General features: G+C 36.2%; 9 protein-coding genes and 1 pseudogene. 6 read left to right on the top strand and 4 right to left on the bottom strand.

All coding sequences use genetic code 11. The annotated features are described in order from the left end of the window. The 4 genes from F6K13_RS03375 to glmS all read left to right on the top strand — a co-directional run. Window positions 1–108, top strand: a 108-nt coding sequence (locus tag F6K13_RS03375) for a 4Fe-4S binding protein (protein ID WP_287286819.1), incomplete at its 5' end; no start/stop codon positions are given. 663 nt (window positions 109–771) lie between these two features. After that, window positions 772–1,221, top strand: coding sequence for a cupin domain-containing protein (locus F6K13_RS03370; RefSeq protein ID WP_124155299.1), 450 nt, complete (start codon window positions 772–774; stop codon window positions 1,219–1,221). A gap of 75 nt (window positions 1,222–1,296) precedes the next feature. After that, window positions 1,297–1,887: a hypothetical protein gene (locus F6K13_RS03365; protein ID WP_124147848.1), complete on the top strand. Its 591-nt coding sequence runs from the start codon at window positions 1,297–1,299 to the stop codon at window positions 1,885–1,887. A 445-nt stretch (window positions 1,888–2,332) separates the two neighbouring features. Further along, complete coding sequence (glmS, locus tag F6K13_RS03360) at window positions 2,333–4,216, top strand: glutamine--fructose-6-phosphate transaminase (isomerizing) (protein WP_124147847.1); 1,884 nt, start codon at window positions 2,333–2,335, stop codon at window positions 4,214–4,216. Between the two features lie 434 nt (window positions 4,217–4,650). Here glmS and F6K13_RS03355 read toward each other — a convergent pair whose 3' ends face one another. From F6K13_RS03355 to F6K13_RS03345, 3 genes and pseudogenes are all read right to left on the bottom strand, one after another. Next, entirely contained in the window at window positions 4,651–5,490 is an 840-nt protein-coding gene (locus F6K13_RS03355; RefSeq protein ID WP_124147846.1) for a DUF1822 family protein, read from the bottom strand. A 105-nt stretch (window positions 5,491–5,595) separates the two neighbouring features. After that, the gene (locus F6K13_RS03350) at window positions 5,596–6,375 is read right to left on the bottom strand and encodes a hypothetical protein (RefSeq protein WP_124147845.1); all 780 of its coding nucleotides are present in this window, start codon (window positions 6,373–6,375) and stop codon (window positions 5,596–5,598) included. 1,366 nt (window positions 6,376–7,741) lie between these two features. Next, window positions 7,742–8,494, bottom strand: a pseudogene (locus F6K13_RS03345) (aldo/keto reductase); the annotation flags it as partial. 952 nt (window positions 8,495–9,446) lie between these two features. Here F6K13_RS03345 and F6K13_RS03340 point away from each other — a divergent pair. Continuing rightward, window positions 9,447–10,865: a BCD family MFS transporter gene (locus tag F6K13_RS03340; RefSeq protein WP_124147843.1), complete on the top strand. Its 1,419-nt coding sequence runs from the start codon at window positions 9,447–9,449 to the stop codon at window positions 10,863–10,865. A gap of 591 nt (window positions 10,866–11,456) precedes the next feature. Further along, complete coding sequence (locus F6K13_RS03335) at window positions 11,457–12,734, top strand: DNA/RNA non-specific endonuclease (protein ID WP_124147842.1); 1,278 nt, start codon at window positions 11,457–11,459, stop codon at window positions 12,732–12,734. Window positions 12,735–12,881: 147 nt separating this feature from the next. Here F6K13_RS03335 and fdhD read toward each other — a convergent pair whose 3' ends face one another. Beyond that, entirely contained in the window at window positions 12,882–13,535 is a 654-nt protein-coding gene (fdhD, locus tag F6K13_RS03330; RefSeq protein ID WP_375340652.1) for a formate dehydrogenase accessory sulfurtransferase FdhD, read from the bottom strand. Window positions 13,536–13,621 lie beyond the last annotated feature (86 nt).

Here is a 13,621-nt window from a genome sequence, read left to right as displayed (position 1 = left end):
GATTGTATTGGTTGTAAGCGTTGTGAGACTGCTTGCCCCACTGACTTTTTGAGTGTCCGCGTTTACCTTGGCGCTGAAACTACTCGCAGTATGGGTCTGGCTTACTAATACTCTTTTCCCTCTATTGGTTTTTGATTTTAGATTTAATAGAGGGTGGGAAAACTTTAGATATAATAACTTAAAATTTTGTAGAGGGAATTAATAATTTTCCCTCTATTTTTTGTTAATTTCTATAATTATTACCGAATAATTAATAATTAAATAATTCGCGCCTTGAAGCCGACCTTTTTAAGGGGAAAAAAGTGCTAGAATATTTCCTTATATTCAATTCCGTAGCGGTTAAAACTTTCTTGTAATTATCAATTATCTATTATCAATTATCAATTAATGAAAGGAGTTTGGGAGGGTAATTTCAGTTATCAGTTATCAGTTATCAGTACCTCTGGAATAAGGAGGCTTGACCTTGGCGAATATTCTCTTCTCTTGGTCGATTAGATATGGCGAGGAGACCTCGCCATCTCTCGACCGCTTTTTTATCCCCTTAAAAAGGGAGGCACATACCCACAATTTTTCGGTAAAATTATGGAAAAGCCTATTCTTAAATAGGTTTACTCTTGCGAAATATTGATTCAATGGCAATTTCATAACTTATCTCTTTTGTCAAGTTTTATCTTAAGAAATATGTTGATAAAACATAACCTTTTAAGGGGATGAAAAGAATAAACTTTAGTATTTCAAGCCTCCCTATTGCACGAAGTACTGATAACTGAAATGACACCCAATTCAAATGAAGTAATTAATTTTGTAGATGATACTACCAAGTACAACAAGATTGCTTCGGCAATGAGAGAACTTGTGGGTCAATTTATGCCAATTAAGGTGATTGAAGACTCTCCACCTTTTGCAGTTGCAAGGTTGGGGGTATTTTCCCAAGCAGGACAAGGGCCAATTGTTGAAGAACTCGTAATGTACCTACCTAATTCTCGTCATAGAGCTCATATCCATGATGAATCAGATGCAATTATCAAAATAATTACTGGAACTGGTGTTGTAGTAATTAACGGAAAACCTATACCTTACAAACCAGGTGATGTGCTTGATTTCCCAAAAAGTATCAGCCATGGTTTTGAGGTAGGAGATGAACCTACACTTTTCCTATCTACTCAAATACCTGGGATTATCAGAAGTGATGGGTCTGTGGACTTTAGATATGCAGATTGAAAATAGAGTTCTACTTCATAGAAATAATTGCTTAATATTAAGATAATACTTGAAATATTCAGGTAAAAAAAAGTAGTGAAGATGGATTTACAAGAAGCTTTAGAAAGATATCAGGGTACTAAACTCAACCTTGATGAATTGAGCAAATATCAACAGTGGGCTTTCCGTTATTTCCATAATGAAGAATTTGTCTTGAACCCAAACCTTTCAGTAACTATACAGTTAGACTTGGTAAAACCTCGTGAGGTTTATGAGAGGTCTTTTCAAAATGCCCAAGGAGCCTCTTTTCAAGCTTACTTGATGTGGAACTTAGTCAAAGCTTTATCTTTAGAGTGGACTTTCTGTACGCGTAAAATTGACGAGGAGTGGTATCTCTTTAAAAATCTTCCAGTTTATTTTCCAGTTGCTGTTGGTGGAGATGATAGGTTTAAAGATGTGGTTATTAACGATATTATCTTGATGGATTGGACAAAGTTTTGTAGAGTATATCGAGACTCTATTGAAAACTCCAATATAGATGTTGGCTCTCTTCCTCCATTGACATGGGGGATTTCTCATTTTATTGGTAATTTACCCTACCTAAACTTTACATTATTTCAAATGCACAGTGGAGTTATGAAAACTAGTCGGTCTATGTTTTACTTTGGACAACGCCACAATTTGTAGCAACGACAGACTGTTCCGTTAAGCATTACCTTCGACCATGCTAATTGAGATCCCTATGTGTTGAACAATCTCATGCAAACCTATCAAAATTTGTTGATAACAGTTTAATTTAACTGAGGGAAACAATGTTGAAAAAGGTCGTAATTTAAAGAAGCAGTCAGCGGTCAGCAATCAGCAGATTTTTTTTGAGACTCCCTAGTTTGTGGAGCATTCCAGAACGGAAAGGAGATTTCAACTCCTCCGAGGGCGATCCGGCCGATAGGAAGCTGAGGATTTTTACCCAGAGCTGCTAAAAGCTGATAGCTAGTTAATTGGCGATGAACTTGAGAATTGTCCTAACAAAACCTGCAATTGCTATGGCAAAGAAAAAGCTAACTATCCTACGGGATAACTAACTTTGAGTAAGTATTATATATAGTCAAAGTTAGTCAGAATAAAAAATAAAATGTGTGGAATTGTTGGTTATATTGGTACGCAGTCAGCTACAGAAATTTTACTATCTGGACTAGAAAAACTAGAATATCGGGGTTATGATTCTGCCGGACTGGCCACTGTTTGGGAGGGGCAAATTAAATCTATTCGGTCTAAGGGTAAACTACACAACCTGCGGGAAAAATTGGCCGGAATAGAAATGCCAGCTAATATTGGTATTGGTCACACTCGTTGGGCGACTCATGGCAAACCGGAAGAATATAATGCTCATCCTCATACTGATGATACTGGACGAGTGGCAGTAGTTCAAAATGGGATTATTGAAAATTATCGGGAATTACGCAGAGAATTAGAAGGTCGGGGACATAAATTTATTTCTGATACTGATACGGAAGTTATCCCCCACTCAATCGCAGAATTTTTATCTAATTTTACTGAAGGCAACAGGGAAGCATTTTTAGAAGCTGTACGTCAGACTGTGAATAAACTGGATGGAGCATTTGCGGTCGCTGTTGTTTGTGCAGACTATCCCAACGAACTTATTGTTGCTAGACAGCAAGCACCTCTATCTATTGGTTTAGGACAAGGAGAATTTTTCTGTGCTTCTGATACTCCTGCTCTTGTATCCCATACTCAAGTTGTTGTCAGTTTAGAAAATGGTGAAATAGCTCGTTTAACACCTCTGGGGGTAGAAATTTATAATTTTGCAGGCGATCGCTTGAATAAAATACCCCGTATTCTTAACTGGAGTCCGATTTTAGTTGAGAAAAATATTTTTAAACATTTTATGCTCAAGGAAATTCACGAGCAACCAAATGTTATCCGGGGTTGTTTAGAAACTTATATTAATAGCGATTGGGATATTAATAACGATCATGTTTCTCCGACTAATTTAGAATTATCCCCTGCTCTATATCAAGACTTAGAACAAGTTGAAATATTTGCCTGTGGTACGAGTTGGCACGCTAGTTTAATTGGGAAATATTTATTGGAACAATTAGCGGGAATTTCAACTACAGTTAATTATGCTTCTGAAGCTCGTTATGCACCTTCTCCTCTGAAAAAAAATACTCTAACAATTGGTGTTACTCAATCTGGAGAAACAGCAGATACTTTGGCAGCTTTGTCAATGGAACAACAACGACGTTTAGATAAACCAGCCGAATTTTCATCAAGGTTGCTAGGAATTACTAATCGCAGCGAAAGTTCTATTGCTAACTTAGTTCACCAAATTATTGATATTCGGGGAGGTCTTGAAATTGGTGTAGCTGCTACTAAAACATTTGTGGCACAGGTAATGGCGTTTTATTTATTAGCTCTAGAATTAGGCTGGCAAAAACAATATTTATCTGGTGAAGAAATTGCAGGAATTGTTAATGGTTTGCGACAGATACCTGCACAGATGGAACAGATATTAGAAGCTCAAGATAGCCAAATAGAAGATTTTGCTCACCAGTTTAATGATACTCAAGATTTTATCTTTGTGGGTCGAGGAATTAATTTTCCAATTGCTTTAGAAGGCGCTCTCAAACTGAAAGAAATTAGTTATATTCACGCTGAAGGATATCCCGCTGGTGAAATGAAACATGGTCCGATCGCTTTGTTGGATGATAAAGTGCCTGTAGTTGCGATCGCTATGCCTGGTTTAGTATATGAAAAGGTACTTTCTAATGCTCAGGAGGCTAAAGCGAGGGATGCACAGTTAATTGGGGTGACTCCTGAAAGTACGGAGGCGGATGTGTTTGATCATGTGTTGGCGGTGCCTGCTGTGGATGAGTTGTTGTCTCCGATGTTGACGGTTATTCCTTTGCAGTTGTTAGCTTATCATATTGCTGCTCATCGTGGTTTGGATGTGGATCAGCCGCGAAATTTGGCGAAGTCGGTGACAGTGGAGTAATATCGAATCTGTGGTATGGGAGTGTTGTGGTGAAATAATAAAGTTGTATAATTTACAATAAAGTTGTATCATTATCATAACTCAAAAGTGTCACTATGACGCACATTATATGGCTAGAAGTAAGTGAGAGTGGACACAAGCTAAATTTGAACGATTCCTCAAAGAAGGTCGCGCTCAAGGAAAAGGAAAAAACTACGTTCCTTGGATTCAGATTCACGACTTTCCTTCTCAGGGTCGTTCCCATAGAATACTAGGGTGGAAAACAGGTCGAGAACATCACTTACTATCAGATCGAGAGAAACAAACATTTTATATATTTGATTGGTCAGATATCGTAACCGATATCAGAGAACAATACCCCAACCCCTCTCCTGCAAGGAGAGGGGATAGAGGTATTACCCTTGCCTTCCCTTGCAGAGAAGGGGTTCGGGGGGTTAGGTTGTTTCCACCTGCCAAATCTCTTTCAGTTTAGCCAAAAGTTGTTTAGCTAACTTTTGAGTAGTACGCGGCACAGACTTAATTTCTGTCACAGGTTCTCCTACCTCATCTCTATCTCTGGTAGCAACAGCCATTCTTTCTTCCATAACTTTACCGACTGCGGGCAACTCACCCGCCAATACCTTTCCCCCTTTACCGCGCCAGTTACCCCCATCATCAGGAGATTGACGATAAATTGCCTCCAATGCTGCTGCCATCAAACCTAAAGATTTTTTCTGGGTTTCTACCTCCACAACATTACGAAATTCCACAGCTAAGGGGTCATCACTAAGCAAAAAATCCCTACCCGCTTCTAACTGCATTAAATAATCCAATAAGTTTTCAGCAGGTTGTAACATTTCCAGAGAAATATAGCCATCAGATTCAGTTAAATCGCTCAAACAAATAAATCCTAAAATATCTCCAAAATCCAAAGATTCATCAAAGCCAACTGCCACATAAACCAGTCGATTTTCTCTGACAAATTCAGGAATTAAAAAACTTATTTCTCCTGGTAAAACGCGCCGAAATTCTATTACTCCCAAATCTGGAATAATTACATCAGCCACATCCTCAGCTATCCGCCAAAGAGGATTAAAACAGTCAGCATTTTCTAAGTTTGTGTCAAAATCTAAGCCATTGAGAAAATCTCGCCCGATATATACTGCCAGAGTATTTAGATAAACTTCTTTTGCCCGTTTTTGAGAAATTTGTTGTTGAGCAAATTGTTCAGCTATAGCATAACTTTCTGGAGATAACGGAATTCTAAAAATCAAGGATTCGGTGAGACTATTCATAGTTGAAGTTAATAATTATAGATTGATAATTCATTCAAAAAAGGTATAGATAGGGAGGTTCCATAGAACTATAGAGTGGAATATTAAGCCTGATTGCTGATTCACTTATTCAGCATTATTTTCTGCAATAATTTGCTCTATACATTTAAGGCATTTATTCTTCCAATTTCGATTAACAGTAGATTGATTAACACCTATTTTATTAGCAATTTCTGTTTCTGTATAACCTTGACATTTCACCAGTAAAAATTCCCAGCAGTCAACTTTTTTAGTACAGTTGCGTAACTTATCTATAGAACCACCAAAAATAGGTAACTTATCTATAGTTTCCTGAGAAAGATCGCCTAGGTTAAAATTATCTAAATCGTTTAAGTTCTTATGGTCTTTTATCTTCTCACCCACCGTTGAATATTCTTGACCATCAACATCATTTTTCGGTTGGTCTAAACTGACAATAATCTGCCCATCAACTTGACTTTTGCTTTGCCATTGACGATATAAATTGCAAGCTGTATTGTAGTGAGAACGATTAAAGTAACAAATGAAGAGATTACCAAGCTGATCATCAGAAATATTATCTAGTTGATCGAGAGTAATTTGATTTCTCCTACAAAAATTTGTAAGAATTTTGTCAAACTTTAAGAATGTTTCCTGTAGAGAATTATCATCAAACTCATTTGAGTCATCAAAATTAGTCTGAGAAAAACTCTTCTTAACTACCAGACCAATTTTCGGATGTTGCCAGAGCCATGTTGACAACTTATTTCTGGCTTTATTACGAGTATCAGATTCATCACTAAGGAAATCCTTAAATAACTGAATCAAGTCTTCCGGTTTTCGATTCATTGCCTGTTGCTGTTGACTTTTTAATGGTGCTTTTATCATTTTAATACTAAAATTTAAGGATAAAAAAAGCAAAAATTAGGCCACATAAATTATCTTGTGTGCCTTTAGTAATTACTTCTGTGATTCGATGCCAAAAAACGCAGTTTTGGAAAAATCTCAAATTTCGTAGCTCATATTTCAGGGACGTTCTATGGAAATCTCTGTAATTTAGCAATATTCCCGCCAGCTTTTAGGCTATTATTTATGAGCAAATTTTCAAAAGATTGTTGAGTCATTTCTAGCTTTACTCCTAATTTATTTGTTCTAGTGACTTAACTATTTGAAGGGAAGGAAATTATGCGGTTATTCAAATTTTTTTTGTTGATATTAGTTGAATAGGGAACAGCGGTGCGACCCCGCGTCGGCAGCAGACACACTTGGTAGCGCACTATTTTTCGGGAAAAGTGGCAAAAAAAATAGGACTGTATTTGATTAATTATCAATCTATGTCAAACACCAACTCATTCTTTGCTATAGCGCTGTGCGCAGGCAACAGACAATAGGCAACAGCTCCGGAAGGGGGAATAAAAAGCTGATAATATAAGATTTTAGCTATTGGACACCTCCTGTGATTTGTAAATATGCCAGCGCACATTGCTATATATGATGAGATTTCTTCAGTTAGTGAGTGAGAAATTAACCTATTTAGATTTGCCAACCCCACCCCTAGCTCTCAATGAGTATTTATATATCTAAAAATTTCCCCATTTTCCCATCTCTCCATCCCACACCTTTAAATCACCCAAATTTTCATTTTGTGGAGCTTAAAAAAATCAAGAGAGTTAAGATAGGTTGCATCCGGGAAAAAAACGTGAAAGTATAAATATACTAGGTTTTGTTCGACCCTACACCTGACTTTTTATTCAACGCAAAAAAAAGATAGCTTTAGACAAAAAGAGCAATCGCTGAGAGTAGTAAGTGAAAGTTTAGTCATTTTGTGAAGCTCAAAAAAAACTCCTAGGTAAAAGAGCGATCGCCTTCTCTTCCCAAAAAAATCGTGATACTATAGATATATTAGGGGTTGTTCGTACCTACGCATGACTTTTTATTCAACCAAAAAACATTTCTTCAGCTATGAGAAATATTGTGCGATAGCATACGCTGAACTGGAGGTGATCGCTGAGAGTAGTAAGTGAAAGTTTAGTCATTTTATGAAGCTCAAAAAAATCGAGAAAGTAAGGTAGGTTGCATTCGGAAAAAACCGTGATAGTGTAAATATAATGGTTGTCGTTAACCTCAAGACATGACTTTTTATTTAACACAAAAAAAAGATACTTTTAGACAAAAAGAGCGATTGCGTACGCTTAACGGAAGGTGATCGCCATCCCTCCTCAACTAATAAATAATTAAATTAACTCCAACGTTTTTGTTTTAACAAAGACATCACAGGATCAATTTTTTCCAAACCCTTTTTCTGGAAACGAGAGTCAAATTGACGAGCACCAGTCGGCGGTTTTTCCACAGTATATTTCCCAGTTAATAAACCTTGAGCCAAAGGACTATAAGCTAAAATTGTCACCCCTAACTCTCTAGCAGTATCCAAAATTCCTTTAGCTTCAATTTGTCGAGAAAGCAGAGAATATCTCACCTGATTAGTTGCTAAAATTACCCCTCGTTTTTCCAGAATTCCATGAGCTTGACGCATCTCTTCAGCCGAATAATTACTAACACCAACCGCTTCAATTCTGCCCTGTTTTACTTCATCAGCCAAAGCATTTAATAAAGTTTCCTGACTCATAAAAAAAGTAAACGGCCAATGTACTTGATAAAGAGTAACTTTCGGCAACATTAATCGTTTCAAACTAGCAGTAACAGCATCAGCAACAGACTCTGAAAAAAAACGCCAAGGTACAGGACCATATTTAGTAGCAATTTGCACAGGTTGTGCAGTTTTTTGCATAAATTTTCCCAGCAATTCTTCTGATAAACCATTGCCATAAACTTCAGCAGTATCAAAGAAATTTATCCCTGCTTCTAAGGAAGTTTGAAAAGCAGCTTCTACTTCATTAGCTCCATAATTATTGCCATAATTCCAAAAAAATTTATCCCCCCATGCCCAAGTGCCAATACAAATGGGATTAACAGTTATTCCTGTTTTACCTAAAGTAGTTGTTGCCATGTTCAAAAAAATCCTAATTAGTGTATAATGCTCAAAGCCAGACTAACAATTTTTAGTTAAATTTTAATCTAGATAGATGTTAATTTACCAAAAAATAATTCAGTTATCAGTCTTCAGAATTCAAAATAAAATTCAGTAAGGCTTATGTATGAATAACAGGGTTTAAAAGCCATTAAGTCATAAAATTGATAGTTTTCAATTAGTTCATAGCAAACAATGCTAGAATAATTATTTTGTCTTCTAGTTTGGTAAGCATTCAGCCATCAGCTATTGCTTTTAGTTTTAGATAAAAGCTTTACTAATTGAGTTAGAATTTATACTTACTATAAAAGCTGGCTGAAACAGTCTATATTCATTAAAATCCTCTGCTTTTGCTGAGAGCTAACAGCTAATAGCTGTTTGGGCAGCATTCCGCAGGAAATGCTTACTTAGTTTGTGGCAACTGACTCAAAAAATCAGGTCTCAAACCTCCCTTTTTAAGAGGATAAAACAGAAAATTTTGCATCTTCTCGCCTCCCTATTATAGGAGGTACTAAAAAAGGAAGCTATAGCAATCATAAATCATTTGTAAAAAATCTAAGAATATATAAAAAGTCTGAAAGTTTTACCGAATAATTAACGTTTAAAGCCTCTCCTTTAAAGGAGAAACAAAACAAATTTTTCCTTTGAGTCAATCCTATCAGTTTTCAAGGAGAGGTAATTATTAATTATTAATTATTAATTTTTGAACCCTGTTCCCTGTTCCTTAAATTCAAAGATTTTTTTACCCGCAACTGAAATAGGATTGCTATAACTGATATAGCAAGGAAGGAGTTGGTTAGGACATAGATTGATGATGAACCTCAGACAGAGAAAAGCTTTTGCCACTGTTCCCTGTTCCCTGTTCCCTGTTCCCTGTTCCCTGCTATAACTGAATTGACTCCTTATTCAATACTTAAATAATAATATAGTTATGACAATAAAAGATTCTTCCAGTCCACTCAAATTTATCAAATTAATCCAAGAAAATTTTCTATTTTTTAGATTAGGTTTATATCAAATGGGGTTAGGAACAATGTCAGTTTTAACACTCGGAGTTTTGAACCGAGTGATGATTACTGAATTAACAATTCCTGCCACAATCGTAGCATTTACTTTGTCATTATATCAATTTATGGCACCAGCAAGAGTTTGGTTTGGTCAAATGTCTGACGTTAAACCTTTGTTTGGTCAACACCGTACAGGTTATATGTGGATAGGGGCAGTTTTGTTTACTTTAACTGCTTTTATTGCCGTACAAGTTATGTGGCAGGTTGGTGATAGTTTAGAAGTCAATGGTTGGACGAATCCTACATTTTTTTGGGTGGGAATGTTGGGTTTAATGTTTATAATTTATGGTTTGGCTTTAAGTGCAAGTTCTACACCTTTTGCTGCATTATTGGTAGATATTTCCGATGAAGATAATCGTTCTAAAGTTGTCGGTATAGTTTGGTCAATGCTGATGGTAGGAATTATTATTGGAGCAATTACCAGTAGTATTTTACTTAAACAAGTTGGTGTGGGCGCACCATTAGAAACTGTCAAGGCATCTGTTAATAGTTTGTTTATTAAAGTGCCAGCAATTGTATTAATTTTTGCCTTTATTTCCACAGTGGGAGTTGAACAAAAATACTCTCGTTATCGTACTCGTTCAACTATTGCTAATCGGGAAGATAAAGTTACTCTAGGAACAACCTTAAAAGTTTTAAGAGCTAGTCGTCAAACAGGTTTATTTTTTACATTTGTATTTGTACTAATTATTAGTTTATTTATGCAGGATGCAGTTTTAGAACCCTATGGTGGAGAAATATTTTCGATGCCAATTTCTGAAACTACAAGATTGAATGCTGTATCGGGTATGGGCACTTTAATCGGATTAGGTACAACGGGATTTTTAGTAGTACCAAGATTGGGTAAGAAAAATTCTCTAAAAGTGGGATGTGTGGCAACAACAATTAGTTTTATTTTGATAGTTATGTCGGGGTTTACTGGCAACCCTTCTTTATTTAAGGGAGCTTTATTTTTATATGGTTTAGCTGCTGGTTTAACTACTACTGCTTCTCTGAGTTTAATGTTAGATTTAACTGTGGCAGAAACAGCAGGAACTTTTATTGGTGCCTGGGGATTAGCTCAAGCAATGGCAAGAGGATTATCTACAGTTCTTGGTGGTGCGACTTTAGATTTAGGTAGACTTTTCTTTAATATTCCAATGCTTGCTTATGGCTTAGTTTTTCTCATGGCAGGAATAGGAATGATACTATCAATTTTTCTGTTAAATCGAGTCAATGTACGAGAATTTCAAGATAATTCAAAACAAGCGATCGCTACTATTTTAGAAGGAGAATTAGATTAATTAATAATTAATAATTAATAATTAGGGTTTGCTGAAAAAATCTTTTAGTTAGGAGTAGGAGACAGGATAAATAGGAATGAGCGAGGAGGTTTGAAGAAGAATTCAGTATACAGGATTCTGGAGATAAATTAGGTTGGGGTTTGATGGATAAAAGTAGCAATTTTTTAGTATCTCCATCATTTTTTCTCTTCTTGCTCCCTACTTCTTACTTGTTATTACAGATAAATTGACCGATGAAATTTCCTCAAGTAATTCTGATTGACCATAATCTAGATATGTCTGATGTAAGCATTCAGCGGTCAGCCATCAGCTAGCCTCCTCCGGAGGAACTGCGCAATTAAATATTACTTTTAGTTTAGAATCAAAGCAATATTTAATTGTCTTACTACAAAAGTTGGCTCCCTTGTCCTTAAAGTCAGTTGTTAATTTAAACACTATCCTATATGAGATAGTCTTGTTGCTGGTAGCTGACAGCTAATAGCTGTTTGCGCAGCATTCCGCAGGAAATGCTTACTGTCTGATTTCTTAAAGCTTCTCTAGCCTAGCAACTTGATATAATCAATTTGTAGAGTGAAAAAAGGAGTAATACGAATGGTTGGTTATGACCCTGAATTCTTAGGTACAGACTTTCCGTTACCAATGCCTAGTTTTTCCCCAACTCTAGTTGGTAACGTTTTGAGAAAACCAGAGCTGCGAGACGATATATATGTAGATTATATTAACTTTACTGTCATTATGAATCGCGTGCGACGTTCGCCACTCGTAACTGCTCTCAATATTGACCAAAATCTGCTCAAAAAAGTGCAACGGAAGCGTGGATGGGATATTGATACTCGTGTAGGTTTTGAGTATCAATTAGACAACGATTATTATGCTAATAACTATTGGGATAGAGGACATTTAGCGAGAAGAGCGAGCGCTGCTTGGGGTAATTCCAAACAAGAGGCAAGAAGAGCTTCTGATGCAACTTTTTTCTTTACCAATGCTGCATTGCAACATGAGAATTTCAATCAAGATGAATGGCTAGCTTTAGAGAATTGGGTCAGGAATTTGACTCTCGATCAGAACGGTTTAATCACAGAATTTACTGGTCCCATTTACGGCGATTTTGGTAGAACAATTACTCCTTCTGGTCGTCAACCTGCGGTAGTCCCTTCTGGATTTTTCAAAATTGTATGTTTCATTAACGGACAAACACAGGAATTAGATGTGCGAGCATTTATCATGTGGCAAGATTCAGATGCTCTAGCAGATAAACGAGGAAAAGAGCTTTTTAACTTCCAACGCTATCAAGTCACAGTATCAGAAATTGAAGAATTAACAGGATTATTTTTTGACGACAAAATCTATGAAAAAAATCCTCTCCTGTTTAATGAAAATGAGGAAGCAAAAGAGAAATTAAATATAGATAGTTTTCCGGAGTGTATCCCTGTAGATGAACCAGAAGAAATGATTTCTCAGGAGACAAAACGACAAGATATCGGTGAAGAATTACCAGTTTATATTGCTGCTGCGATGGTGAATCCAAAAGGAGACGAACGTCAAAATGAATGGGTTTCCGTTATCAATCTGTCCCCAGATGAAATTGATTTAACAGGTTGGACACTATCAGATATGAAGCGGATTCCTCTTGAGTTGGATACAGTTTTGGCAGGAGAGCAACGGATACTAAAACCGGGAGAAGCGAGGCAAATTAAACCTTTAAATCCGTTGGCGCTTTCTAATAAAGGAAGTACGATTGCTCTTTATCAACCAATGGAAGGAAGCGAAAGAGGTTTGCGCATTGACCGAGTTTATTATACTCAAAAACAAGCTAGTGTAGAGGGAGTGCCAATTGTGTTTTCCTATCAAAGAAAAAACAAATCTTAACTTTCTTTTTACACATATAGCAATCCTAAATAGGTCGTGACAAATCAAAAAGTAAATCAAAAAACTGAAACTCTTATTTGTTCTCTGTTCCCTGTTCCCTAAAAAGCAGTAAGATTTTTGACACGAATAAAATAGGATTGCTATAGATTAGGTATACTCGATTTTTTGACCAACTTTAATTCTTTCCACACCAGAATAAATATTAAACTTTTTCCCCCGCAAAAATCCGATTAAAGTAATATTAAATTCCCTAGCTATTTCTACTGCTAAACTACTAGGCGCAGAAACAGCACAAACTATCGGCACACCTACAGTTATACATTTTTGTATAATCTCAAAACTCGATCGCCCACTCACCATAACAATATGATTATTCAAAGGTAATATACCTGCTAAAAATTCCGACCCTATCAACTTATCTAAAGCATTGTGTCTACCCACATCTTCTCGCAATTTCAACAATTCCCCTTGAGTATCAAATAAAGCAGCAGCGTGTAAACCACCAGTAGATTTAAACACCCTTTGAGCATTACTTAATTTCTCAGGCAAACTATAAATAACTTCCGCTGGAACTTCAGATTTTAAAGGAATAGCTGAAAAACCTTTAATATGCAGAGATTCTATACTTGCTTTACCACAAATTCCACAAGCGCTAGTTGTGAAAAAATGTCTTTCTAAGGTTTTTAAATTTGGGTTTAATTCTGATTTAAGGGTGATATTAACAATATTTTGCCGTTGTTCCCCGTCAATTTCTGGGTCTATACAATAACTAATTTTTTCAATATCTTCACGATTTTTGATAATTCCTTCACGATGCGAACTCCAGGAGCAGATTTTGATTTAGCAGCAGGATTTCTCTATAGTGAAGGAATTATCAAAAATCGTGA

The organism is Okeania sp. SIO2B9 (genome assembly GCF_010672505.1).
GTDB lineage: Bacteria > Cyanobacteriota > Cyanobacteriia > Cyanobacteriales > Microcoleaceae > Okeania > Okeania hirsuta.
This window is presented reverse-complemented; position numbering and strand designations above follow the sequence as displayed.